This window comes from Clostridium sp. AF50-3, assembly GCF_003477445.1.
Classification (GTDB): Bacteria; Bacillota; Clostridia; order Lachnospirales; family Lachnospiraceae; genus Otoolea; species Otoolea fessa.
On the sequence record NZ_QUDH01000015.1, the window covers coordinates 15,321 to 40,336 of the forward strand.

The 25,016-nt window shown below is 47.7% G+C and carries 25 protein-coding genes and 4 pseudogenes; 25 read left to right on the top strand and 4 right to left on the bottom strand.

The window, feature by feature from the left end; all coding sequences use genetic code 11:
- Window positions 1-14: 14 nt before the first annotated feature.
- The gene (locus tag DW085_RS14560) at window positions 15-641 is read left to right on the top strand and encodes a sugar O-acetyltransferase (protein WP_333549845.1); all 627 of its coding nucleotides are present in this window, start codon (window positions 15-17) and stop codon (window positions 639-641) included.
- Window positions 642-767: 126 nt separating this feature from the next.
- Here DW085_RS14560 and DW085_RS14565 read toward each other — a convergent pair whose 3' ends face one another.
- The 4 genes from DW085_RS14565 to DW085_RS14580 all read right to left on the bottom strand — a co-directional run bounded on the left by DW085_RS14565 (window position 768) and on the right by DW085_RS14580 (window position 3,277).
- Window positions 768-1,790, bottom strand: a complete 1,023-nt coding sequence (locus DW085_RS14565) for an AraC family transcriptional regulator (RefSeq protein ID WP_118493339.1) — start codon at window positions 1,788-1,790, stop codon at window positions 768-770.
- Window positions 1,787-2,173 (bottom strand): metalloregulator ArsR/SmtB family transcription factor, encoded by a 387-nt coding sequence (locus tag DW085_RS14570; RefSeq protein ID WP_107000740.1) that lies wholly within the window; start codon window positions 2,171-2,173, stop codon window positions 1,787-1,789. Before DW085_RS14570 ends, DW085_RS14565 begins: the two co-directional genes overlap by 4 nt.
- Window positions 2,174-2,226: 53 nt before the next feature.
- A complete protein-coding gene (locus DW085_RS14575) occupies window positions 2,227-2,589 on the bottom strand; it encodes a CGGC domain-containing protein (RefSeq protein WP_107000739.1) in 363 nt (120 codons plus the stop codon).
- A gap of 244 nt (window positions 2,590-2,833) precedes the next feature.
- Window positions 2,834-3,277 carry an Rrf2 family transcriptional regulator gene (locus DW085_RS14580; protein WP_117796831.1) on the bottom strand — a complete coding sequence of 148 codons (444 nt, stop codon included), beginning with the start codon at window positions 3,275-3,277 and terminating at the stop codon, window positions 2,834-2,836.
- A gap of 127 nt (window positions 3,278-3,404) precedes the next feature.
- Here DW085_RS14580 and DW085_RS14585 point away from each other — a divergent pair, with 127 nt between their 5' ends.
- The 24 genes and pseudogenes from DW085_RS14585 (at window position 3,405) to leuA (ending at window position 24,802) form a co-directional block, all read left to right on the top strand.
- Window positions 3,405-4,361, top strand: a complete 957-nt coding sequence (locus tag DW085_RS14585) for an NAD-dependent protein deacetylase (RefSeq protein WP_182430891.1) — start codon at window positions 3,405-3,407, stop codon at window positions 4,359-4,361.
- A gap of 60 nt (window positions 4,362-4,421) precedes the next feature.
- The gene (locus tag DW085_RS14590; RefSeq protein ID WP_243034046.1) at window positions 4,422-5,105 is read left to right on the top strand and encodes an NAD-dependent protein deacetylase, SIR2 family; all 684 of its coding nucleotides are present in this window, start codon (window positions 4,422-4,424) and stop codon (window positions 5,103-5,105) included.
- The gene (locus DW085_RS19950) at window positions 5,102-5,257 is read left to right on the top strand and encodes a hypothetical protein (protein WP_243034047.1); all 156 of its coding nucleotides are present in this window, start codon (window positions 5,102-5,104) and stop codon (window positions 5,255-5,257) included. The genes DW085_RS14590 and DW085_RS19950 overlap by 4 nt, the downstream gene beginning before the upstream one ends.
- A pseudogene (locus DW085_RS14595) lies at window positions 5,248-5,355 on the top strand (DNA-3-methyladenine glycosylase I); the annotation flags it as partial. The gene DW085_RS19950 and the pseudogene DW085_RS14595, both read left to right, overlap by 10 nt.
- Window positions 5,356-5,602: 247 nt before the next feature.
- Entirely contained in the window at window positions 5,603-5,821 is a 219-nt protein-coding gene (locus tag DW085_RS14600) for a cation transporter (RefSeq protein ID WP_107000734.1), read from the top strand.
- A 188-nt stretch (window positions 5,822-6,009) separates the two neighbouring features.
- Window positions 6,010-7,919: pseudogene (locus DW085_RS14605) on the top strand (heavy metal translocating P-type ATPase).
- 316 nt (window positions 7,920-8,235) lie between these two features.
- Window positions 8,236-8,373 (top strand): annotated as a pseudogene (locus DW085_RS19955) (LysR family transcriptional regulator); the annotation flags it as partial.
- Window positions 8,374-8,500: 127 nt separating this feature from the next.
- Entirely contained in the window at window positions 8,501-8,971 is a 471-nt protein-coding gene (locus DW085_RS14620; protein WP_107000731.1) for a flavodoxin, read from the top strand.
- A 194-nt stretch (window positions 8,972-9,165) separates the two neighbouring features.
- Window positions 9,166-9,822 (top strand): TetR/AcrR family transcriptional regulator, encoded by a 657-nt coding sequence (locus DW085_RS14630; RefSeq protein WP_107000730.1) that lies wholly within the window; start codon window positions 9,166-9,168, stop codon window positions 9,820-9,822.
- Window positions 9,819-10,565, top strand: coding sequence for a YoaP domain-containing protein (locus DW085_RS14635; protein WP_118471486.1), 747 nt, complete (start codon window positions 9,819-9,821; stop codon window positions 10,563-10,565). The genes DW085_RS14630 and DW085_RS14635 overlap by 4 nt, the downstream gene beginning before the upstream one ends.
- Before the next feature lie 315 nt (window positions 10,566-10,880).
- Complete coding sequence (locus tag DW085_RS14645) at window positions 10,881-12,065, top strand: AI-2E family transporter (protein WP_147353961.1); 1,185 nt, start codon at window positions 10,881-10,883, stop codon at window positions 12,063-12,065.
- A gap of 3 nt (window positions 12,066-12,068) precedes the next feature.
- Window positions 12,069-12,230, top strand: a complete 162-nt coding sequence (locus DW085_RS14650; protein WP_243034048.1) for a hypothetical protein — start codon at window positions 12,069-12,071, stop codon at window positions 12,228-12,230.
- Between the two features lie 418 nt (window positions 12,231-12,648).
- On the top strand, window positions 12,649-13,188 hold the full coding sequence (locus DW085_RS14655) for a histidine phosphatase family protein (RefSeq protein ID WP_117796838.1): 540 nt from the start codon (window positions 12,649-12,651) through the stop codon (window positions 13,186-13,188).
- Window positions 13,189-13,485: 297 nt separating this feature from the next.
- Complete coding sequence (tnpA, locus tag DW085_RS14660; protein ID WP_118493347.1) at window positions 13,486-13,926, top strand: IS200/IS605 family transposase; 441 nt, start codon at window positions 13,486-13,488, stop codon at window positions 13,924-13,926.
- Window positions 13,889-15,007: an RNA-guided endonuclease TnpB family protein gene (locus DW085_RS14665; protein WP_118493349.1), complete on the top strand. Its 1,119-nt coding sequence runs from the start codon at window positions 13,889-13,891 to the stop codon at window positions 15,005-15,007. Before tnpA ends, DW085_RS14665 begins: the two co-directional genes overlap by 38 nt.
- 252 nt (window positions 15,008-15,259) lie before the next feature.
- Window positions 15,260-15,928 (top strand): aspartate/glutamate racemase family protein, encoded by a 669-nt coding sequence (locus DW085_RS14670; RefSeq protein ID WP_118493351.1) that lies wholly within the window; start codon window positions 15,260-15,262, stop codon window positions 15,926-15,928.
- A 228-nt stretch (window positions 15,929-16,156) separates the two neighbouring features.
- Entirely contained in the window at window positions 16,157-16,306 is a 150-nt protein-coding gene (locus tag DW085_RS19210) for a hypothetical protein (protein ID WP_182430892.1), read from the top strand.
- Window positions 16,307-16,310: 4 nt separating this feature from the next.
- Window positions 16,311-17,653 (top strand): annotated as a pseudogene (locus DW085_RS14675) (MATE family efflux transporter).
- A 212-nt stretch (window positions 17,654-17,865) separates the two neighbouring features.
- The gene (locus tag DW085_RS14680) at window positions 17,866-18,264 is read left to right on the top strand and encodes a prepilin-type N-terminal cleavage/methylation domain-containing protein (RefSeq protein ID WP_118493353.1); all 399 of its coding nucleotides are present in this window, start codon (window positions 17,866-17,868) and stop codon (window positions 18,262-18,264) included.
- A 188-nt stretch (window positions 18,265-18,452) separates the two neighbouring features.
- Entirely contained in the window at window positions 18,453-19,301 is an 849-nt protein-coding gene (locus DW085_RS14685; RefSeq protein WP_118493355.1) for a DNA adenine methylase, read from the top strand.
- Window positions 19,288-20,577 (top strand): hypothetical protein, encoded by a 1,290-nt coding sequence (locus DW085_RS14690; RefSeq protein ID WP_118493357.1) that lies wholly within the window; start codon window positions 19,288-19,290, stop codon window positions 20,575-20,577. Before DW085_RS14685 ends, DW085_RS14690 begins: the two co-directional genes overlap by 14 nt.
- 149 nt (window positions 20,578-20,726) lie before the next feature.
- Window positions 20,727-22,079 (top strand): MATE family efflux transporter, encoded by a 1,353-nt coding sequence (locus tag DW085_RS14695; protein WP_118493359.1) that lies wholly within the window; start codon window positions 20,727-20,729, stop codon window positions 22,077-22,079.
- A gap of 23 nt (window positions 22,080-22,102) precedes the next feature.
- Window positions 22,103-22,657 carry a phosphatase PAP2 family protein gene (locus tag DW085_RS14700; protein WP_333491420.1) on the top strand — a complete coding sequence of 185 codons (555 nt, stop codon included), beginning with the start codon at window positions 22,103-22,105 and terminating at the stop codon, window positions 22,655-22,657.
- Between the two features lie 477 nt (window positions 22,658-23,134).
- Entirely contained in the window at window positions 23,135-24,802 is a 1,668-nt protein-coding gene (gene leuA / locus DW085_RS14705; RefSeq protein WP_118493389.1) for a 2-isopropylmalate synthase, read from the top strand.
- Window positions 24,803-25,016 lie beyond the last annotated feature (214 nt).

A 25,016-nucleotide genomic window follows, 5' to 3' on the forward strand; every position in this document is an offset into this window, starting at 1 on the left:
ATGTGGTATAATCCTTGAGGAAACATTGTATGGAAAGGACAAACACGATGAACGCTCTGGATATTATGAAACGCCCTGCCGCCTACGTAAGCGGCTATGAAAACACCCCCACGGAGGAACAGAACCGTGCAAAGCAACTGTGCTGGGAGTACAACCGCACCGCTCCCAACGAACAGGAAAAGCGGCGCAGCATCCTGCAGACCCTGCTGGGCACCTGCTCTCCCATGACCGGCATTCAACCGGATTTCCACTGTGACTATGGCTTCAACATCCATACCCACGGCTTGGCGGTCATCAACTATAACTGTGTCATTCTGGATACCTCTCCGGTAAACATCGGAGCAGGTGCCTTTATTGCCCCCGGCGTATGCCTTGCCTGCTCCGGTCATGCCATCGACCCGGAGCAGCGCAGCCACGGCATTGGAACCTCAGCACCTATTACGCTGGAGGAAAACGTCTGGATCGGTGCAAATTCCACCGTCTGCGGCGGCGTTACCATCGGGGCAGGCTCGGTTATCGGGGCGGGAAGCGTCGTCACCCATGACATTCCCGCCGGTGTCATCGCAGCAGGGGTGCCCTGCAAGGTGATCCGCCCCATTACCGAAAAAGATAAGTTCAAGCCGGAGGATATTCTGTTCTGAGAAATTCAGATCGGAAACGCTGAAAAAACATACGCACAAGCTCTCCGGGGACATTTTTGTTTTTCGCCATGCTTTTCTGCGGGGAGAAGGCATGTTATACTGGGAATGACAATTCGGGATTTTTCATTACAGTGTTTTGCTAAAGGAATCCAATGGAGCTATACCCTGGATTTTTCTGTATTCTCTGGGTGACATTTTGACGATAGACTGAAAAGCGCTTGAAAACTTTCCCTGGGTTTGGTAGCCTACCTGGGAAGCAATATCCGCGATAGTGTCATTTGTTTCTCGTAATAATTTCATAGCCTGACGCACTCGAAATTCCTTCATATAGGTGGCGATAGGCTGACCGTAGACTGCCTTGAATATCTCCTTTAGAGTGGAGGTATTTATCAAATACTGTTTGGAAAGTTCTGCAATCGTAAATCGTTGCTCCAAGTGCTCTGTCAACTGTTGATGAATTTCTTTTATCAATTCGGTTTGCTGGGAAAAGTATTGAGTCAATTCTTTATGCTCCGATTTCATGTTGCTCAAATAAATCAAAATTTCCAGCACCTTCAATTTCAAGAGGGAAATTCGAACGGACACAGGAGCAGAAAAGAGTGGGGCAAAAATATGCTCTAAATCGGAACAAGACGGGATTGCGGATGGCTTTCCGGAGCAAAATCGATTCTGTAACTGGTCTGCTTCCACACCGGCATTCTTTAAAGCTTCCGGGCAAATGGAAGAGAGCTGTTTCAGATCCACGGAAATGGAAATTCCCTCTGAATATCCTAGGGGAAACATCATGGCGGAATCCGCGCAGCAGGCCATACTGTGTGCTGTCACATCACCTGTACCTAAATAGACGGCAGTACCGCCGTGCATATTCCAACCCACGCGACCACTGCGACAATAGTAAATTTCTAAAACAGAATCCGAAGCATCATGCCGAAACCTGACCTCTGAAGCAAGAAAAACATTGAAGGATACCTCTATTCCAGGAAAAGTTTCATATGCCTCCATACACCCTTTTCCAGCGGTAACCGCTCGAAACTGTTCTCCAAAGAGTGTAGTACCCGTTCCACCAGCCCGGCAATGCTTCAAGGCGAGGGTGCCGTTTGGGATCTTTTGAAGTTTTTGAGCGATAACTTTGGATTCATCTTTTTTCATGGCGTTCCTTTTTGTTTTTCTACTTGCGACGGACAGGCGATTTTTACAAGCCACTCAATCATGTGGTGGAAATTTCGGGCCTGCTCGGTATCAGCTGCTTTATAATAGACCTCTTTTCCGTCCCGGCGGTTAACGATCAGACCCGCTGATTTCAACTGCTTGAGATGGTGAGAAACTGCAGGACTGCTCATATTTACCATGGCTGAAAGATTGATAACACATTCCTCACAGTGGCAAAGCAACCAAAAAATGCGAATACGGCTGCCATCTCCCAGCTGCTTGAAAATATCAGCTACGGTTTGAAAGTTTTCTACGCTGGGCATATATTCCAGTTCATGCTCGATAGTTTGTCCGTGGTCGTGGGGTAAGTGGTTCTGAATCATTTAGCACTCCTCCTTGAAGTCTATCTTATCATAGACCGGAGAGAAAAGAAACTTTACTTTTGAGATGTTTCTGGTTCAGGGCCAGCGTCATGGGTGTAATCCAAGATACGGACACCATCGCCTACCTCTTTCTGCACCAGCTCTCGCATACGCTTAGCAAAAGGACAGGGGTAACCAATGGGAGTCCCTTTGCTGATGCAAGAAGCAAAAGCAATGGTGTCAGCGCCCTGTTCTACCAGAGAACGGGCCCGCAGCACCGCTTTTTTTCCGGGGCAGCCGCCGCAGTTGATGAAGCCCACTAACTGAATATCATCCTCTCCCATAAAAGCGCCTTTTCTCTCTCGGATTGTCCGAAAATCCCGGCTTCCGGGGCAGTAATCCTCTGTCTGCATACAACGAATAATGCCAAGTTTCATATTAGTTTCCTCCTTAATTTAGGGCCTGCCATTCAGATTTGGCCGGTCCATTGTCTATTATTATGTAACCAGATTTTCCAACAGCTGGATGGAAATGTCCTCGTAGTAGCGATCCTCTTTAATCATTCACAAAATACGGGGTATAGGTCTCTCCGGTTCTCAGTATAGCTCCGCAAGGAGGTTCTGTATTTCCCGTTCAGAAGAATTTTTCTCCCAAATGGAAGAGTTTCTGAAAATCAATCCGTCATAAACGCTGCAAGAGCGTCCCTTCTAACTTCATGTGATATTGTTCCAGTACATCTTTCAGTGTAATTTCTTGCATTCTTTGTTCCGCTTTTTTTTGAATGTCCAAGTAAAAATCCCGCAGCACCAGTTGAATGTTCACGCCCACGCCACAAGCGGGGTTGGTGTGGATGTCCTGATGGAGCAGGGGCTTGTTGCCCTCTACTGCTCGATAGACATCCAGTAGAGTGATTTTCTCCGGCTCACGAGCCAGAGCAGGTCGGGGATGTCCCTTCACGCTGATCAGCAGTCCACCTTTCCGCAGGGCGGACATGAGCTGGCGCACATAGGCAGGATTTGTCTGAATGCTCTCTGCCAGCTTGTTACTGGTCAGATCGCAGTCTGGGTACAGAGCGATAAAAGCTAGAATATGAACAGCATCGCTAAGGCGGGTTGGATATTTCATGGCCTGATCTCCTTTTTTGTTTTGATGTTATTTTTATTATAACAGCATATTGACAGTGACGCAAGGGGATGCTAAAATAATTTGAAGTAAGAATAAAAATAACACCCACTTGAAAGGAATGGTGACAATGAACTTCTATGATGATCTGGTCATGCAGACCCAGATGAATTATTCCAGACACTATCATATCTATGCTTCCGGCAGTACGCCTTATCAGCTGACTGACAAAAAGCCGCTGCCGTATAGCGAACAGATTAATCGGTTGGTACAGGAGGTAAAGGAAGCTGACTGTGTGGTAGTGGGCGGGGCCTCCGGCCTGTCCGCTGCCGGTGGCGGAGATTTTTACTACGAGGACAACGACTCCTATCGCAAATACTTCCGACCTTTTGCCGAGAAATACCACTTCAAAGGTGCTTTTGCAGGGATGATGCACCCCTGGAAGACAAGGGAAGAGTATTGGGGGTATCTCGCCACCTTCCTTCACACCACCCAGACCGCACCTGTGCGTCATCCCTATCTGGATCTGGACGCTTTGCTGAAAGGCAAGGACTTCTTCATCCTCACCACTAACCAGGATACCCAGTTTGTCAAACTCTACCCGGAGGAGAAGGTGGCGGAGGTCCAGGGGGATCACCGCTTCCTCCAGTGTGCCGCCTGTTGTACCGATGACACTTGGGATGCGGTAAAGCCGGTGGCTGATATGGTAGCCGCTATGGGGGATGGCACGAAGATTCCTACGGATCTCATTCCCCGGTGCCCCCACTGCGGCGGTGAGGCATTCCCCTGGGTGCGAGGATATGGGAATTTTCTGCAAGGAAAGAAATACGAAGAACAGTACGAAAAAATTTCTCGCTATGTGCTGGAACACAAAGACAGCAAAATTCTGTTTCTGGAACTGGGCGTTGGCCGAATGACTCCCATGTTTATTCAGGAGCCTTTCTGGAACCTGACCCTCAGCTTTCCCCATGCCCGGTATATTGCTGTCAACAACAAGTATGACTTCCTGCCCAAACAGTTGGAGGACAAGGGCATGACCATTGTGGCCGACATTGCTCAAGTGCTACGGGATGCACGAAAACTCTAGCTGCCCTCCGGCAGGTGCGATCCATCGCAGCAACCATAAAATAGAAAGGAGCGAACGAATATGATTGATTGGAAACCCATTGCCGAAAAATTCAGAGAAGCGGACGCTATCCTGATCGGGGCCAGTAACGGCCTGTCCATCACCGAAGGACTGCATTTGTTTGCAGATAATGCAGCCTTTGATGAATTGTTTGGAGATTTCAAACAAAAATACGGCTTACATTGTATTTTGCAGGGCATGATGGCCGGATGGCCCAGCGAGGAGGAAAGGTGGGCTTTCTGGGCCCGTCTCATCCATCATTACTGCGGGCAGTACCGGCCTACGCCGGTGATGAACGATTTGAGGGCCATTGTGGGAGAGAAAGATTACTTTGTCGTCACATCAAACGGAGAAGGTCACTTTGAACGGTGTGGTTTCGATCCGACGAAAATCTATGAGATTGAGGGCAACTGGTTTACGATGCAGTGTGCCCGCCCCTGCCACGACACCCTCTATTCAAGTTTAGAGGTGGCCGAAAAATTATCGGCTGCTGAACAGGGCGGCCATGTGCCTACAGAGTTGGTGCCGCGTTGTCCCAAGTGCGGAGGTCCCATGGATATCCACATGGGCGCGGGTCAGAGAATGATTCCGGATACCGCTGCCCAGGCCCGGTTCCAAAACTTTCTGAAAACCTACCACGGAAAGAAACTGGTGGTTCTGGAGCTGGGCATTGGCTGGCGCAATCAGCTGATCAAGCTCCGATGATGCGCCTGGTGGCCGGCGAGCCAAACGCCACTTATGTGACCATCAATCTGGGGGAGATCTACATTGCGGACAATATCAAAGAGAAGTCCTTCGGACTGGACGGGCGGCTGGATGAGCTGCTGCCTGCTCTCCGGGAGGCGTGCGAGGCATGAAGTTTGTGGGGACCATAATCATCTATGCCTATTTGCAGGCGGTGGGAGCTATCAACTCTCATGAATCAATTTGCTTTCTGAATCCTTTGCAGCAGTAGAAAATGCAGAAAATAAAACGCCGGGAAGTTGACTCAAATTGTCAATGCCTCCCGGCTTTTTACCGGGTACTGGAATGTGCCGATAAAAGCTGCATTTTGCCCAAACAGAAGAACCCTTTTCCCGAATAGCAGGATATGGGTTCAAAGCGTTGACGAGGACGGTTTTCCTGCGTATGATGAAGATACAATTAAACGATGATTTAATTGTTCTGACAACAGGAACAAATTAAGAGAGGAGATTTTCAAAATGAAAAAGACTTACAAAATCGATGTGGATTGCGCTAACTGCGCCAACCTGATGGAAGATGCCGCCCGCAAGACCAGCGGCGTACAGAGTGCTACGGTGAACTTTATGACCCTCAAGATGAACGTGGAGTTCGAGGAAGATCAGGATCCCAAGGCTGTTATGCAGGAGGTTCGCAAAGCCTGCAAGAAGGTGGAACCCGACTGCGAGATATTTCTGTAAGCCAGCGAAACGAAATGCCCTGTCGAGCGGCAGCTTGCAGGGCATTTTTTCTCTTAGATAAATAAACGAATAAGCAATTGTGAAAGGGGTAAAACGAAATGCAGGAGTATATCATCAACGGTCTGCTGATCGTGGTGGCTCTGCTGGCCGTGATCCTTCAGATCATCGGCATGCGGCCCTCCGCCGGTATGACCAAAAAACAAAAAGTGATGTTGTGGCGGATTCTGACTGCTACGGTTCTACTGTTAATTTTGCAGGTCCTGGGCGCAGGCGCATTTGAAGTGTTTGGCTCGGCAGGCCGCTGGGTACGTCTGGCTGTGTTCCTGGTGGATTATCTGGTTATTGGCTACGACATTCTGAAAAAAGCCGGAAAAGGTATCCGTAACGGTCAGGTGTTCGATGAGCACTTTCTGATGGCGGTGGCTACGCTGGGGGCTCTGGCACTGGCTGTATATGAAAACGGCGACTATCTGGAGGCCATTGCGGTGATGCTGTTCTACCAGGTGGGCGAATGGTTCCAGTCCTACGCTGTGGGCAAGAGCCGCCGGAACATCAGTGATCTGATGGACATCCGTCCTGATTATGCCAATATCGAACGGGAGGGAAAACTGGAACAGGTAGACCCGGACGAAGTGGGTATCGGCACCATTATTGTGGTACAGCCCGGTGAGAAAGTTCCTATTGACGGTACCGTAGTGCAGGGAGAATCCACTTTGAACACTGCCGCTCTCACTGGTGAAAGTTTGCCCCGTGAGGTCAAGACTGGCGATGAGATCATCTCCGGTTGTATCAACATGACAGGTTTGCTCCATATTCAGACAACCAAGGAATTTGGCGAGTCCACTGTCTCCAAGATTCTGGATCTGGTGGAGAACGCCTCCTCCCGGAAGTCCAAGTCGGAGGACTTCATTTCCCGCTTTGCCAAGATCTACACTCCTGCGGTGTGCTATGCCGCGCTGGCGCTGGCTGTATTGCCGCCGCTGGTACGGATGTTTGCCATGGGGCTGGATGCAGGCTGGGAGACCTGGATCTATCGTGCGCTGACCTTCCTCGTTGCCAGTTGCCCCTGCGCTTTGGTCATTTCCATTCCTTTGTCCTTCTTTGCAGGAATTGGCGGAGCCAGTAAGGCGGGCGTTCTGGTGAAGGGGTCCAACTATCTGGAGACCCTGTCACAGGCTAAGATCGTGGTCTTTGACAAGACCGGTACTCTGACCCAGGGCGTGTTCGAGGTCAACGCCATCCACCACAACGAGATGGACGAATGCAAGCTGGTGGAGTACGCGGCCCTGGCAGAGAGCGCTTCCAGTCATCCCATCAGCAAGAGCTTACAGAAAGCCTATGGCATGGAAATTGACCGCAGCCGTGTAACCAATATTCAGGAGCTCAGCGGCAACGGTGTCATCGCCACAGTGGATGATCATCAGGTCGCGGCTGGAAACGACAAGCTCATGAATCGTCTGGGGGTCCAGGCTATTCCGTGCCACAGCGTAGGCACCATTATTCACATGGCGATTGACGGGAAATATGCCGGGCACATTGTTATTTCCGATATCGTGAAGCCTCACTCCAAGGAAGCCATTCAGACATTAAAGTCGGCTGGGGTTCGCAAGACTGTGATGCTTACTGGTGACGCCAAGAAGGTGGCTGATAGTGTAGCCTCCGCACTGGGGCTGGATGAGGTTTACAGTGAACTGCTTCCTGCCGACAAGGTGGAGAAAGTGGAGCAGTTGATTCAGAACAAGCCGGAGAAAGAAAAACTGGCTTTTGTGGGAGATGGCATCAACGATGCCCCGGTGCTTCGCCGGGCAGACATCGGCATTGCTATGGCGCTATGGGTTCTGACGCTGCCATTGAAGCTGCGGATGTAGTACTGATGGATGACGATCCAATGCAAATTTCCAAAGCAATCAAAATCTCACGCAAGTGCCTTGGCATCGTCTATCAGAACATCGTGGTGGCCATCGGCGTAAAACTGGTCTGCCTCGTGCTGGTCGCTCTGGGCTTCGCCAATATGTGGCTGGCCGTGTTTGCGGATGTGGGCGTGATGATTATAGCCGTCCTCAACGCTATCCGGGCACTGTTTGTGAAAAATCTTTAAAGTTCAGAAATAAACAAAAACAAAAGGGGGGACCCTTCCCGCATGAAGGCTTTATTTTAAATTGGTCCCTCAGAAGCATGTGTCAGTGAAGTTGCAGACAAACTGAATAGGTCAGAGTCCGCTGTTTCTCACCATATCCGTGTTTTACGCATGAAAGGTTTGGTTCGCTGGCGCAGGAGTGGAAAGGCTATTTACTATGTTCTAAAACGCTTATTTTCACTACGCATTATCCGGAACTGCTGGATGAATATGACCGAAATGACGGAATTTGTATTGTAAGAAATCGTAATGGCATTACAGCATAAAATTTGAGCTATGCGGTGAATTTGCGGCAGTAGAGACCTTGGTAAGGATATGTAAAACGTATAAAGAAAAATACCCACTGATTCAGATTGCACTTCATACCGCAACAGCAGATACGGTTTATGAGATGATGAAAAAAGGACTTGTAGATAGAATAGAATTCAATATAAGCATTAGACATAATAAAATAATGGGTATAAAATAGATGTATAAGAGAAATTCAAATCTTATACATCTATTTTTATACAAGAAATTTGCAAAGAAAGGGGCTTTTTATTATGAGTAAAAAATTAGTAGCATTTTTCAGTGCAAGCGGAACAACAAAAAAAGTAGCAGAGATGATTGCAGAGGAAGCAAAAGCTGATTTATTTGAGATTGAGCCAAAAGTTCCATATACAAAGGCTGATCTTGACTGGATGGATAAAAAATCCCGGAGCAGTGTGGAAATGAGTGATAAGAAATACAGACCGGAGATCATGAAGAAAGAGATAGATATGAGCTCTTATGATGAAATCCTTCTGGGATTCCCTATCTGGTGGTATGTAGCTCCAACAATTATCAATACATTTTTGGAAGCCTATGATTTCAGCGGTAAAAAGATCGTCCTTTTTGCAACATCCGGTGGAAGTGGATTCGGTAATACTGTAAAAGAATTGCAGCCATCCGCACCAGAGGCTGTTATCACAGAAGGCAGTCTGTTAAACCGCGGAACAAAACAGAAAGTCAGTGAGTGGGTAAATTCTTTATAAACAGCAGTGTTATGGAAGTATACAGAATATGGAAAAAATGGTACAGACAGCAGGAAGAAATGCGCTTGGCGAATTTGCGCCGGAGTTTGCACATTTTAACGAAAGGGCATAATTTTTTCATTCGTTCTTGACAAGTAACCATTCGGTAACTATAATGTAGTTACCGAATGGTTACTTTGATAAAGGAGATAATTATGGCAGAGGGTACAAAGGAACGGATTTTGAGAACAGCACTGGAACTGTTTGCGCAGAACGGCTATCTGGGGACATCTATGAATGATATTGCAGGGCAGTTGGGAATTACGAAAGCTGCTTTATATAAGCACTATGCCAGCAAACAGGAAATCTTAGATAAGATCGTGGAGCGAATGAACAAGATGGACTATGAGCGCGCTGAGGCGTATGAAATGCCGGAAACGGAACCAGACGGCTTTGCGGAAGCATATCTGCATACACCAATTCAAAAAATTCGCACATACAGCCTTGCCCAGTTTGACCATTGGACAAAGGAGCCGTTTTCCTCCAATTTCCGTAAAATGCTGACGCTGGAGCAATACCGTGATTCCAAGCTTGCACAGCTTCACCACGACTATCTGGCGGGCGGTCCTCTGGAGTATATGGCGGCCATCTTCCGCAAATTGGCAGATTCTGATGAGGAGGCTATGCAGCTGGCGTTGGAATTCTATGGGCCAATGTATCTTCTATACAGTGTCTACGACGGTGCGGAGGAAAAAGAATCGGTTTCTTCCTTATTGGCGACACACATTGATCGCTTTATTGCCAAGGTTGAGGCTGGTTACAGATCAGAAGCTGCCGGGACAGCTGTTTTAAGCAGGAGGAATAACGGATGAACTATATTCGGATCACCAAAGACAATATTGACAAGGAACATATCTGCTGCGCCATGTCCGGTAAGCAGAGTGTTGTAAAAAAGGAATGGCTGCGGCAGCGCTTTGATGATGGACTTGTTTTCTATCGCAGTGAGGAACGCGGTAAATGCTTTATTGAATACATTCCGGCTGAAAACGCCTGGGTGCCGATTGCGGCAGATGGTTATCTTTACATTAACTGTCTATGGGTATCCGGCTCCATGAAGGGACACGGATACTCAAATGATCTGCTGGAGGCGTGTATCTGTGATGCCAGGGTGCAGGGAAAGAAAGGTATTTGCATTTTGTGCGCGGAGGGCCGAAAGCGGGAATTCCTCGCTGACCCGAAATTCCTTACTTATAAGGGTTTCCGTGTGGCAGACATATCCGACTGCGGGATCAATCTTATGTATCTTTCCATTGAATCGGGGGCACAACCGCCGTATTTCAAGGAATGTGCGAAACATCCGGTGATTGAAGAAGCAGGTTTTGTTCTTTATTACACCGATCAATGCCCATATACCTATTATTGGGTACCAAAGGTGCAGGAGGCGGCAAAGGAACATGGTATCCCGTTCAATGCCATCCACATCACTGACAAAGAATCAGCACAGAATGTACCTGCACCGGTCACGACTTATGCACTGTTTCGGGACGGTCAGTTTCTGACACAGAGTATCCAGTCAGATAAAAAATTCCTGGCGCTGGCAGGTTTACAAAATTGATTTTACTCCGCTATTTTTGTGTCGCTTTTGAGTCGCAACATAAACGCTCCGCAAGGATGCGAAGCATCGTCACGCTTCTGTTTGTCGAACTTTACGGAGATATTGGTGCGATCACCCCAAAGGGTGTTGCGAAGGATACCCCTGAACGCTTTGCGTTGTTCAGTGCTCCGTTTATTCGCCTCTGGATTTGGGTCCTGACACCGTTGTAATACACAATAAAGCTATCGCGCGATTCACAAGGAGTGAGTATAAAGCCCTGCAAAAGTGCTTTCGGATTTAAAAAAAGGGATTCCGATACTGACAGAAAGGAAAAACATGGAGAAAAAATTGCAAAATCCAACCTCTAACAAAAATGAAACACCCGCACCGCAGGGAGGCAAATGGCCGGACGAGACGATCATTCGCTATATCATCCGTGCTTTTTTGCTGCTTATTGTATTCGCATGGGCGCTGGTAAACCTTGACGCTGTTTTGTGTTTTCTCGGCAAGGTGCTTGCACTGTTCACTCCGTTTCTGATCGGCGGCGCGATTGCTTTTTTGATCAACGTAGTTCTTCGACCAATGGAATGCTGCTGGAACAAGGCGTGCCGCAAAGCTCCTGCAAAGCTGACTCGCCCCGTGTGCCTGACAGCAAGCACCGTGCTTATCCTTGGAATTCTATTTGCTGTGGTGTTTATGATGCTCCCCAGCTTGCGGGAATCCGGCGATGAGTTTATCCAAAACATTCCGGTCTATGTGGAGGAAATCGGGCGGTGGTGGGCTGGCGTTGTCCAGTTTGCTGCAAAATATAACATTGTCCTGCCCGAATATGTCATAGACTCTGACCTGTTGATTGAGAAGGTCACCGCCTTGATCAGTGACGAGAAAAGCGGGATTCTCACCGTGACATGGGGCGCGGCAACCTCTGTCCTGTCGGTTTTTGTAGACGTTCTCTTGGGGATTGTTTTTGCACTTTATCTGCTTGCAAAGAAGGAGGTCGTCGCGGCACATTTGAAAAAACTCATTGTGACAGTCCTTCCGCAAAAGACGGCGCAGCGGCTTCTTAGTATTGCCGCGCTGACCAATCAGACCTTCACAAATTTTGTCAGCGGGCAGCTTACCGAAGCGGTTATCATCGGTGTTCTGTGCTTCTTTGGAATGCTGATTCTTGGGATTCCGTATGCCGGTGCTGTCTCCGCGTTTGTGGCCGTCACTGCGCTGATGCCGATTTTTGGCGCATGGATTGGCGGCGGCTTTGGTGCGTTTTTGATTCTGCTGGCAGAACCTGGCAAGGCTCTGTGGTTCATTCTCTTTCTGATCGTTTTGCAGCAGGTGGAGGGCAATCTGATTTATCCCAAGGTGGTCGGCAAGTCCGTCGGACTTCCTGGACTGCTTGTGCTGATGGCTGTTACGATTGGCGGCGAAGCATTCGGCATCTTAGGGATGCTGTTCAGCGTTCCCGTCTGCGCTGTGCTGTTCAGCCTTTATCTAGAGTTCATGAAGAAAGCAAGCACCCTTTAAGTTGTGGTCTATTCAACAAAGACCACGGCAATTATCGAGCATATTATTTACGATGAGATGGATGACCATTACGGCGCAGAGCCGGAATATCCCTGGAATGACTGGAAAGCTGTGCTGAGGCGCAACGACAATAATAAATGGTATGGTTCTGAAAGTATCTGCTGATAAGTTGGGGGCGTCGGAAGCAGCCGGCATTGATCTAGGGCTGCCGTTCGAGGAAAAACGAAGGGTTTTCGAGGGAGGCAAGTCAAATGGAAGACGTTCGACTTGAATTATTCATTAGTTCTTGATAAGTAACCATTCGGTAATCATAGCGTAGTTATCGAATGGTTACTTTAATGAAGAAAATAATTATGGCGGAAGTCACAAAGAAACGGATTTTGAGAACAGCACTGGAACTGTTTGCGCATACGTGCCCAGTAAAGGATAGAGTTGTATCTTAACCTGAGTATAGTTATAATACAATTATGACAGCTGCTTTCCCAGGATTATCAATGACGGAAATGATGTATGACGATGATAGGCAGCAGGGAATTTCCTGGGTATAAAAAAGCTTGCGAAGCTAATGAGAAGGGATGACATCATGGGACATTTTTATTTTGTGAGACATGGACAGACTGTGTGGAATGTGGAAAATAAGATTTGCGGAGCAACAGACAGTCCGTTGACGGAGCATGGACGGCAGCAGGCGGCTGAAACCGGGAAAAATATTGTAGAAAGCGGAATCAAGGCAGATGAGATTCTCTATTCACCCCTTAGCCGTGCGGCAGATACAGCAAAAATTATTTCTGAAATGAGCGGGATTCCCTGCAGGGAAGAACCAAGACTCATAGAGCAGAATTTTGGAAAATGGGAGTCTACGCCGAGAGACGGGAAAGAGTTTAAGAAGGCGAAAGAGTCATTTGCCTGCCGATATGAAGGGGGAGAATCCATGCTGCAGCTTGCGCAGCGTATCTATAATCTGCTGGATGAGATAAAACAGGAGTCTGACCATAAGACATACATTCTGGTGGCACACAATGGAATTTCAAGGATGATTCAGTCGTATTTTACGGATATGACCAATGAAGAATTTGCATCCTTTGGCGTAAAAAACTGCCAGGTGGTGCGGTATGATTTCTAATATGTATGACCTTTCCGGTCAGGCTGTGCTCTCGACCAAGGGATATCGTTTGGAATTATGGAGAATGGAGTTTTCCAGATTTAACAACACTTTGCAAGAATTCTCCCATCCTCTCTAGGTGGTGAGATGAATTGCCTTTTGGGAAAATCATGCAATATCTGGCATATTAAAACTGCGCATATCTGTGCACATGAATGAAAACAGATATAGAAGAACAAATGTTCTGAAAAGCATAGACAAACAAGTGTTCCCGTGTTATAATATAATCAGTCGAAAGTAAAAAGAAAGGCTGATTTTATGAGAGAATTGGACAGTAATGCACATTCAGTGTTTCTACTCTATTATCATTTGATTCTGGTTATAAAATATCGAAAAAAGATACTGACGAATCCTGTTTCTGAGCGTGCCCGGGAGATTTTTGAATATATCGCTCCGAAGTATCATGTTACATTAGAGGAATGGAATCATGATCGGGATCATGTTCATATTATGTTCCGGGCCCATCCGAAATCGGAACTCAGCAAATTTATCAATGCGTATAAAAGCGCAAGCAGCCGATTGATTAAAAAAGAGTATCCGGAGATTCGGCAGAAGCTTTGGAAAGAAATGTTCTGGAGCCAGAGTTTTTGCCTGTTAAGTGCTGGTGGTGCACCCATTGAGGTTATCCGCCAGTACATAGAAACACAGGGAGAAAATAAGAGTGAACATCGTGTACCGTTTTCGGATTTACCCGAATAAATCTCAAAAAGAACTATTTGCAAGGACATTTGGTTGTGTGCGTTTCGTGTATAACCGGATGCTGGCAGAGAAGATAGAATATTATGAGAAAACCGGAAAAGTATTAAAGGTTACGCCTGCAAAGTATAAGGCAGAGTTTCCGTGGCTGAAGGAGGTAGACAGTCTGGCATTGTGTAATGCACAGCTGCATCTGCAGACAGCCTATAAGAACTTCTTTCGGGATTCTTCGGTTGGTTTTCCGAAGTTCAAGTCAAAAAAGAATCCGGTAAGAAGTTATACGACAAACTGCGTAAATGGAAATATTACTTTGCAGAATGGTAAACTGAAACTTCCGAAAGCAGGTTGGATCCGCATAAAACAGCATCGGAGTATCGATGATAGTTATACTTTGAAGGGCGCCACCGTCAGCCAGGAAGCAGATGACAAATATTATGTATCATTACTGTATGCGGCAGAAAAACCGGAACATAAAATCAGGCCAGTAAAAATCGCAATCGGGCTTGATTTCTCCATGAGTGAATTGTATGTAGATTCCACTGGAACTCATGCAGATTATCCTCATTTTTTCCGAAAATCCCAGGAAAAACTTGCAAGGGAGCAGCGCAGGCTGAGTCATTGCGAAAAGGGAAGCAACCGCTACATGAAACAGAAAAAGAAAATAGCCAGACTCCATGCTCATATCGCACGTCAGCGGAAAGATTATCTGCACAAGGAATCCAGAAAGATAACCAATTTTTACGATCTTGTGTGCATAGAATCTTTGAATATGAAAGAAATGAGCCAGGATTCAAGGTTTGGAAAGAGTGTTCATGATAATGGATGGGGAATGTTTACTGATTTTCTTTCCTACAAATTAGAACGTGCCGGTAAGAAACTGGTTCGTATCGATAAGTGGTATCCCAGTTCAAAAATCTGCAGCTGCTGCGGAAAACTCAAAAAAGAGCTGAAACTGGAAGACCGTATGTATAGCTGCACTTGCGGAAATCAGATGAATCGTGATGAGAATGCAGCTATCAATATTTGCAGAGAAGGCTTGAGAATATTGGGAGTTGAACTTGATGCAGAAAGAAAAATCTCCTGATTTTCCCCAAAGAACATAGATTTTGTTTGGGACTGCGTAGATACGAAACAGTTCCGCTCATAATAACAGAACCGTGGGACACACGGGGATAGCTCGCCTATGCTTTGCCCAATAGGGCAATCGAACGAGAAGCCCCCCACTTCAAGCGTTAGCTAAGTGGAGGGAGTATGTCACGGAGATATTCCAATTGCTGCCTGAGTATTTTGCTCATGAAAGTATTTTTAGGAAACCAAGAGAGAAGGAACGTATAATATGAAAACATATAAAGTTGGTCTGATTCGGGTGCTGACCACAGAGGATGAGGAATTGCTGCAGCTGCATGGAAAGCTGATAGAATCGTATTTCCCTATGTTCCAGGTGGTGTCACGATGTATTCCGGAACAACCGGAGGGAATTCATGACGATGAAACATTCGCTGTAGGTGTACCTAAGGTGGTGAATCTTGCAGTGGAACTGTGGAAGGAAGGCTGTCAGGCTATTATTATCAGCTGTGCCGGTGACCCGGGAGTTCCGGAGGCAAGACAGGCTGTACCGATTCCGGTTATAGGAGCGGGATCCAGTACTGCAGCGTTGAGTCTGTTTTTTGGCAGTCATCCGGCTGTGTTGGGGATTACCGAAGATGTACCGTCAGGATATCAGCGGATATTCGGTGATCGGATTGTAGACAATGCAAAGGGAGATGGGGTAGAAAATGTCCTGGATTTGATGACAGACAGAGGATATGAAGCCACCATGAAAGCAGCGGCTGCGCAGAAAGAGATGGGGGCCGATGTGATTGCCCTTAGCTGTACAGGAATGTCCAGTATCCGTATTGCTCCCTCCATCGAAAAGACAGTAGGAATTCCGGTTCTGGATCCTGTTTTGTGTGAGGGACTGCTGACATTGTTTGAGCTATTGAGAAGAGAAAATATGGAGGATTAGGAGTTAGAATTAGGAAGCTTCGTCTATACTAAAATATAGGCGGAGCTTTTTTGTGTATAATGATTGTATCTTAAATGGAAGATCGATTATAATATAAATAGACAGAAAAACTGGCGGTTTATATAAATATTATGCTGGGTACACATACATTCCCAGCAGCTGCTGAACACAGTAAAAGGCAATGGAGGCACCGGATAACCATAGCTGCAACTGTGGCGCAGAAAGTGAATGAGTGAAATTATGAAACGAATTAACAATGTTATGCCAATTATTTCTGGACCCTGTTTTGGTTTTGCCGGAATTTTTGTACACGAGTTACGGATCGTACTTGCTAAGCTTGTGCTTTCGGGTAAAGAGCAGGAAGTTGTGGAGGAATAGGATCATGTCAAAAGATGAGTATTTGATTACCGATGCGCCGCTGAAAGCGTTGACGGTTTTTGCAATGCCGATGATTCTCGGCAGTTTTTTTCAGCAGGTATACAATATGGCGGACTCCATTATCGTCGGTCAGTTTGTGGGTTCCTCCGCACTGGCGGCGGTTGGCGCCTGTGCAGCGCTGACGAATGTTTTCATTTGTGTGGCACTGGGGGCCGGTGCTGGTGCAGGTGTGCTTGTGAGCCGCTATTTCGGTGCCAAAGAGTATGGAAAAATGAAAACCATTGTGTCTACATCACTGATCAGCTTTTTACTTCTGAGCATCATCTTGGTGTCTTTGGCTTTTGTTTTTCCCATGGGATGATGAGCGGATTACAGACTCCCGCCGATATTCTGGAGGAAGCAGTGCTGTACCTGCGGGTCTATTTTGTGGGCTTTCCGTTTTTGTTCATGTACAATATTCTCTCTACTATGTTCACTTCCATTGGTGAATCAAAAATTCCGTTGGGACTGCTGATCTTTTCATCAATCCTGAATATTGTAATGGATCTTTGGATGGTAGCCGGTCTGGGACTTGGCGTGTTCGGTGCGGCGCTTGCAACTTTGATCGCACAGGGCATTTCGGCTGTGTTTTCACTTTTGATTTTCTTTTACCGGATGCGGCGGTATAAGAGTATCTTTGCCTGGTTTGAGGGACAGGAGCTGCGCTCGATGCTTCGGATTGCTGTTCCGTCGGTTCTTCAGCAGTCTACCGTATCCATCGGTATGATGATCGTACAGGCGGTGGTAAATCCTTTTGGCACACAGGCACTCGCCGGATACGCGGCAACGATGCGTGTGGAGAATGTTTTTTCCCTGATTTTTGTGTCCATCGGCAATGCGGTTTCCCCATTTGTTTCCCAGAATCTTGGCGCAAACAAAACCCAGCGCATCAAAAAAGGCTACCACGCAGCATTGGTGCTGGATGTGTGTTTTGCGGCGCTTGCTTTCCTTGTCATTGAAACGCTGCACACGCAGATTTCATCACTGTTCCTTGGAAAAGACGGAACCGCCCTGGCTTATCAGGTGTCTGGGGATTATATGAGATGGCTTGGTTACTTCTTTATTTTTATGGGAATTAAAATGGCGACCGATGGAGTCCTTCGCGGACTCGGAATCATGCGGCCATTCCTCGTTGCCAACATGGTAAATCTTGCGATCCGCCTGTCCGTGGCGTTGATCGGTGCACCGCGTTTTGGCATTAATTTTGTTTGGCTTGCCGTGCCGGCAGGATGGCTTGCCAACTTTCTGGTTTCCTATGCGGCACTGAGAAAATCCTGGCCGGCTGAGAAAGTGGAGCCGTCTCGATAAATTTGGATGTACTGAAACGAAATACATACGTTTGTCTTGTTTGATTTATGAATATCGATTTTGTTAAAAATATGTAATGATACCAGGGGCAAAAGGTCAGAAGTTCGACGCAAGCTTGCTTGCGGGAGAATTTTTGACCCCAACATCATGTAATTGCTTTAGGAGGAAAAAACGAATATAATAACATAAACTGACAGAAGGAGAAATTTGTGATGAAGAGACAGAAAGGTTTTACACTGGTTGAACTCTTGATAGTGGTTGTTATTATTGGAATACTGGTATCAATTTCAATCCCGATTTTTACGGCACAGATGCACAAGGCAGAGGTGGCGGCAGACTGGGCGAATCTCAGGGCATATTATGCGGAAATACAGGCAGATTATATGTCTACCCAGCAACAGAATCCGAAAGTTAAAATTTCGGGTATAGATAAAGATTATGATTGGAATTCGGTGACTTTTTTAGATGGGCATAAGGCTGAGATGAAGGCTGGAATATGTGGAGTTTCTTTTGTTGAGAATAAAGGATATCAAATTGCGTATAATTGTAATAAAGGTCATGAAAAATGTTACTTAGGCTTAGGAGTGGAGTATACGAAACCGAAACAATGATATAGCTTGAGAATACATAAGGAATTTCCGGTTCTAATGCTGGACATCCACCCCAAAGTCAAGTATAATGAACTAGAACAGTTGTACGATTATAATAAACGGGTAATCAGAGCACAAGCGGACATCTGATTTCCCGTTTTTGTATTGCAATGTATCCGGAAGACAAACAGAAGGAGGTACCCTATCCGATGTCAAGAAAAAATCCGTTCGTCATGCCCATCCTCAAATGGGTAGGCGGCAAACGGCAGCTGCTGGACAGCATCAATCCGCTGATCCCGGAATGTTCGACCTATTATGAGCCGTTTATCGGGGGCGGTGCGGTGCTCTTTGGGAGACAGCCGAACAAGGCGGTGATCAATGACTCCAACGAAGAGCTGATCAATGTATACCGGATGATCAAGGAAGAGCCGGAAGCGTTGATTGCGGCGCTGAGCGCCCATAAGGAACAGAATTGCGAGGAGTATTATTATACGGTGCGGGCGTGGGATCGCGACAAGGAGACGTATCAGACGCGGACCAACGTCGAGCGGGCAGCGCGGATCATTTACCTGAACAAGACCTGCTACAACGGCCTGTTCCGCGTCAACAGCTCCGGCGAGTTCAATTCTCCGTGGGGCAGATATAAGAATCCGAATATCACGAACGAGGCGACTATCCATGCGCTGAATGCGTATTTAAATAAAGCAAACATCACGATCAAATGCGGCGATTACCGCGAGGCGTTAAAGGGCATCCGGAAGGGCGCGTTCGTCTATTTTGACCCGCCTTATATGCCGATCAGCTCATCGGCGTCGTTCACGGGCTACACCGCGGGCGGCTTCGGGGAGGAAGAGCAGATCGCATTAAAAGAGCAGTGTGACATGTTGAATGCAAAGGGCATCAAGTTCCTGCTTTCCAATTCGTCCTGCGAATTTATCGAGGATTTATATAAAGATTACATCATCGACCACGTGGATGCCAAGCGCGCGATCAACGTGAAACCGGAGAAGCGCGGAGAGATTCAGGAAGTTCTGGTACGCAATTATGAGCTTGATTGATGATAAATGGAGAATTTTATTTGATAAATACCGGATTGAGCGGGAAATTGAGAAACATGGGCGGTTTTACATTACCGCTGACCAGATCCGCGAAGTCAAGGAACCGCGTCTGATGACGAAATTTGACACGCGGGAATCCCTGCCGCGGGTGTTTGGAAAGAAGATTTCGATTCTTCCGGTGTCGCGCGGCGGCTATGTGCTGGGCGAGTTTGACTTGTATCAGGATTTTCCGGAGATTCCGTCCGATATCAAACGGGTGACGAGCGCGAAGATACCCGATTACTTTGAGTCGATCGATCTTCATGACATCCGCTCGGAAGCCAGCGCGATCAACGTTATGAGCATCACGGGGATTCTGGATGATTTTCTGGGCGAGGATCGCATGGTGCAGACGGTTTCGGGGCGGATGGGGTCTGGAAATTTTGAGTTTTATGTCAGCGACTATCAAAAATCAGAGCCGATTGAGAAAAAGCCGCTTATCCAGGTACAGAATTCGCAGGTCGAGATCGACGGTGGATTTGAAAATGAGAATGTATTTACGCTGATCGAGGGAAAAAACGTCGTCCACAGCAATTTTCTGATCCGGCAGCTTTATTATCCGGCGAGACTCTGGGCGGGGAAGATACACAAGCGGATCCGTCCGGTGTTTATGGTGTATTCGAATAATATTTTCCGTTTGCTGGAATATGAATTTACGGATCTGCGCTATTACAATTCGCTGCGGCTGGTACAGGAGCGAAATTACAGCTTAGAGGAAATTGAGATCACGCTGGATGATTTATACGATGTCTGGACACGGACGAAGGTCAAACCGGAACCGCCGGTTACCTTTATCCAGGCGGACAGCTTTTACAAGGTTATTTCACTGGTGGAACGGCTGAACGAGAATCCAATGACGGGCGGGGAGATCGCGCAGCTTTTTGGATTTAAGGAGCGACAGTCGGACTATTATTTCAACGCGTGCCGCTATCTGGGGCTGGCGGAGAAGCAGACGGATGAGGACGGCGTGAAAGTGCATATCACGGCGATAGGAAGACGGCTTTTGAAACTGCCGTATAGGGCGCGCCAGCTCGAATACGTCCGCCTGATTCTGGAACACCCGATTTTCCACGATTTATTTGAAGCTGCCCTTCAGATCGGAGATGTTCCGGACAAGGAGTATGTCGCAAAGAAAATGCGGGAATACCAGGTCTGCGGGGAGAATCTGATCGTGCGAAGGTCAAGTTCAGTGCGAGCATGGCTGTACTGGATTCTGACGCTGGTGAACGAAGGATAGGGAAATGGGAATTATTATATTTATCCGTTATCATGCTAAGGGGGTAATTTCGTCTCAGATGCGGCGGCGTCCGTGCATGTGATGCCAGACCGTTAGAAAAACAGACCATTTGGACAGAGAATAAAATATAGAAAGTTACAGGACAGCATATGGGCAGACAAGAGCAGACAAATCATCTTTTCAGCAATCGCGATCTGCGGATTCTTCTGGTTCCGCTGATCGTAGAGCAGATTTTAAACTCCCTGATGGGTACCGCGGACAGCATTATGGTCAGCAACGTGGGATCGGCGGCGATCTCGGCGGTTTCGTTGGTTGACTCCATCAATATTTTAGTGATACAGGCATTCTATGCGCTGGCGGCAGGCGGCACGATCGTCTGCTCCCAGTACATCGGGCAGAAAGATAAGAAAAATGCGGAGGAATCCGCGAGACAGTTATCTTTTGTGGTGGCGTGCATCTCGTCGGCGGTCATGGCAGTCTGCCTTCTGACACGCGGACCGCTGCTGCGGCTGATTTTCGGCAGCGTCGAGGCGGATGTCATGGAGGCAGCGCAGATCTATTTCTTCTACACGGCGCTTTCGTTCCCATTTATCGCCCTCTATGATGCTGGTTCCTCGATCTACCGGGCGCAGGGAAATACAAGGCTTCCGATGACGATCGCGGTCGTCTCTAACGGGTTAAATATCGCCGGAAATGCGGTGCTTATCTGGGGCTTCCATCTTGGAGTTGCCGGTGCGGCGATTGCCACGCTCGGTTCCCGCGTTATCTCGGCAGTGGTGGTGTTCGCCTTTTTGCACAATCCCAGTCAGGAAATTGCGGTGCGTGACTATCTGCATATCCGTCCGGACGGACGCCGGATTATGCGGATTCTCTCATTGGGAATCCCAAACGGTATCGAAAATGCGATGTTCCAGTTTGGAAAGCTTGCGATTCAGTCAACCGTCTCGACCCTCGGGACGATCGCGATCGCAGCCCAGGCGATGACGAATATTCTGGAAAACTTAAACGGCATCGCGGCGATCGGTATCGGAATCGGCATGATGACGGTGGTCGGACAGTGTCTCGGCGCGGGGCGCAAGGATGAGGCGATCTATTATATCAAAAAATTGACGGCAGTGGCGGAGGTCGTCATCATCGCAAGCTGTGCGCTCGTATTTCTGGCGACGAAACCGGTCACGATTCTGGGCGGCATGGAGCCGGAGAGTGCGAAGATGTGTCTCTACATGGTCGGATGGATCACGGTGGTAAAGCCGATCGTCTGGACGCTCGCATTTATTCCGGCATATGGAATGCGGGCTGCCGGGGATGTGAGGTTTTCGATGATTCTCTCCTGCATCAGTATGTGGGCGTTCCGGGTGACGCTGTGCATTTATCTCTGCCGCGTCCACGGATTCGGACCGATCGCAGTGTGGATCGGCATGTTTACAGACTGGACGATCCGGGGCATCGTATTCACATTCCGCTTTATGGGCCGGAGATGGCTCGCGCATAAAGTTGTGTAAAAAACAGAGGGAGCAAAATGAAAATGGAGTTACAAATACTGGATTGGATTCAGCAGATGCGGACGCCGGTGGGCGATGTCTGGATGGTGTTTATTTCGCGGCTTGGAAATGCAGGAATGATTTGGATTCTGTTTACATGCCTGCTGCTTATGATTCCGCGGACGAGAAGATGGGGAGCTGCGCTGGCGGTAGCGCTCTGTCTGGATGCGATCATCTGTAATATCTTACTAAAGCCTATGGTTTGCCGGATCCGTCCGTGCGATGTGAATCAGACAGTTCAGCTGATCATTGCCCGCCCGGCGGACTATTCCTTCCCGTCGGGACATACGGCAGCTTCGTTTGCTGCGGTCGCGGCTCTGTACTTTGCCGGGGCGAAAAAATGGTGGAAAATCACGTTGCCTCTGGCGATCCTGATGGCGTTTTCAAGAATGTATTTATATGTGCATTACCCGACCGATGTTTTGGGCGGCATGATTGTGGGGTGCGCGGCGGGGTATTTTGGAAACCGGCTGGCGGCGCATCTGATACGGTCCTGGAGACAGAAGATGAAAAAACCAGAGGACAGAAAAAATAGATAATTTTATGTAAGAGATGCCAGAAGTTACTGTTCACGCATACGTGAACAGTAATGCCAGAATACCTGTAATTGCCCCGTTTTTCTCTTGATATCCTTTATTTCCGATGGTATAATCTATAATCGAAATAATTTCTTTTATGATAGAAAAGGGATGATTATGATGGGGTTAGACCAGAATCAGTAATTTTATTCATTGTTAAAAGGTACGGCGTGATCTATCGACTCCAAAGCTTAGGATGATAGGAACTGCGATTTTTGATGATGAGGTACCTGGAAAGCGACCAGGGGTAATGTGCTCTCGGAATCTTTCTGCGCTTGATTTTGTGAGATGATTTTTTTGTCAGTTGTGCCCAAATTTCTGAGGCGTACGCGGTGCGTCCGCCTCTGAAATTCGGGTGCGGCTGGCGGAAAATCAGCCACAAAAGCAGGTGCAGAAAAGACTCCGAGAGTACATTATAGAGTGATGGAGGAGAAAGACATGTTAAATTACAAGAAATATAAGAGAGTTCCGGTGGTAGATTACCCGGAGCGTGAGTGGCCGAACAAAGAGATTGAGAAAGCGCCGATCTGGTGCAGTGTTGACCTGCGCGACGGCAACCAGGCACTGGTTGAGCCGATGGTCGTAGAGGAGAAGATCGAGATGTTCAACCTCCTGGTAAAACTTGGATTTAAAGAGATCGAGATTGGCTTCCCGGCAGCTTCCCAGATCGAGTACGATTTCCTGCGCCAGTTAGTAGAACGCAAGCTTATCCCGGGCGACGTAGTTGTACAGGTTCTGACCCAGTGCCGCGAGCACCTGATCAAGAGAACCTTCGATGCTATCCAGGGTATTCCGAAGGCGATCGTACATATTTACAATTCGACGTCTACCTTACAGCGTGAGGTTGTATTCCATGCAGACCGCGAAGAAGTAAAGCAGATCGCGATCGATGGTACCCGCATGGTAAAGAAATATATGAAAGATTACGACGGAAAAGTAATCCTTGAGTACTCTCCGGAGAGCTTTACCGGAACTGAGCTTGATTTTGCACTGGATATCTGCACCGCTGTACAGGAAGAGTGGGGCGCAACCCCGGACAATAAGATCATCATCAACCTTCCGGCAACGGTTGAGATGACGACTCCGAACGTATACGCAGACCAGATCGAGTGGATGAACAAGCATTTTAAGAACCGTGACAGCATTATTTTAAGTATCCATCCGCACAATGACCGTGGTACCGGCATTGCAGCGACCGAGCTGGCTCTCTTGGCAGGTGCAGACCGTGTCGAGGGTACACTGCTTGGAAACGGCGAGCGTACTGGTAATATCGACATATTAAATATCGCTTACAATATGTTCTCGCAGGGTATCAACCCGGAGTTGAATCTGGAAAATGTAAAGGAGATCACCGAGGTTTGCGAGCGCTGCACAAAGATGACCGTTGATCCGAGACATCCGTATGCAGGCAAGCTGGTATTTACCGCATTTTCCGGTTCCCATCAGGATGCGATCAGCAAGGGTATGCAGGCGCTTCAGAAGAGAACCGATGGCATCTGGGAAGTTCCGTACCTGCCGATCGATCCGAGCGATATCGGACGCGAGTACGAGCCGGTTGTCCGCATCAACAGCCAGTCCGGCAAGGGTGGCGTAGCCTTCGTTATGGATTCCTTCTACGGATTCCGTCTTCCGAAGGGAATGCACAAAGAGTTTGCTGACATTATCCAGAAGATTGCAGAGAAGCAGGGCGAGGTAGCTCCGGAGCAGATCATGGACGAGTTCCGTGCAAACTACCTGGACAGAAAAGAGCCGATGCACTTCAAAAAATGCCAGATCACAGACAAGGAGTACGAGGGCGGCGCATTCGCAACCGTTGCAACTCTTACCTTTACCGCTCATGACACCGAGCGCACCGTTGAGGGCGTAGGTAACGGACCGATCGATGCGGTACAGAGAGCGATCGAGGAGGCACTTGGCATCGAGATCCGTGTTCTGGACTACAACGAGCATGCACTTCGTTCCGGTTCCGGCGCACAGGCAGCGTCCTACATCCATCTGATGGATGTAAAGAGCGGCCGGGCAACCTACGGTGTCGGCATCAGCTCCAACATTACGAGAGCATCTATCCGCGGTATCTTCAGTGCGGTAAACAGATTGTTCTACTAAAAAATAAAATGAATCAATTCAGAGTGACTGCTTGTGTGTGGACAGTCGCTGGTTTGGGCGGTATGCAGAAATGTGTGCCGCTCTTTTTCTGCCTGCCCGTGAACAGTAACAATTGAGTTACTGTTCACAGGTAGGCACTTTTGGAACCGAAAGTGCCGTAGAAAACGTGGTGGCAGCAGGAATTTGCCGTATTTAAATGCGAAGCCACGGCAAA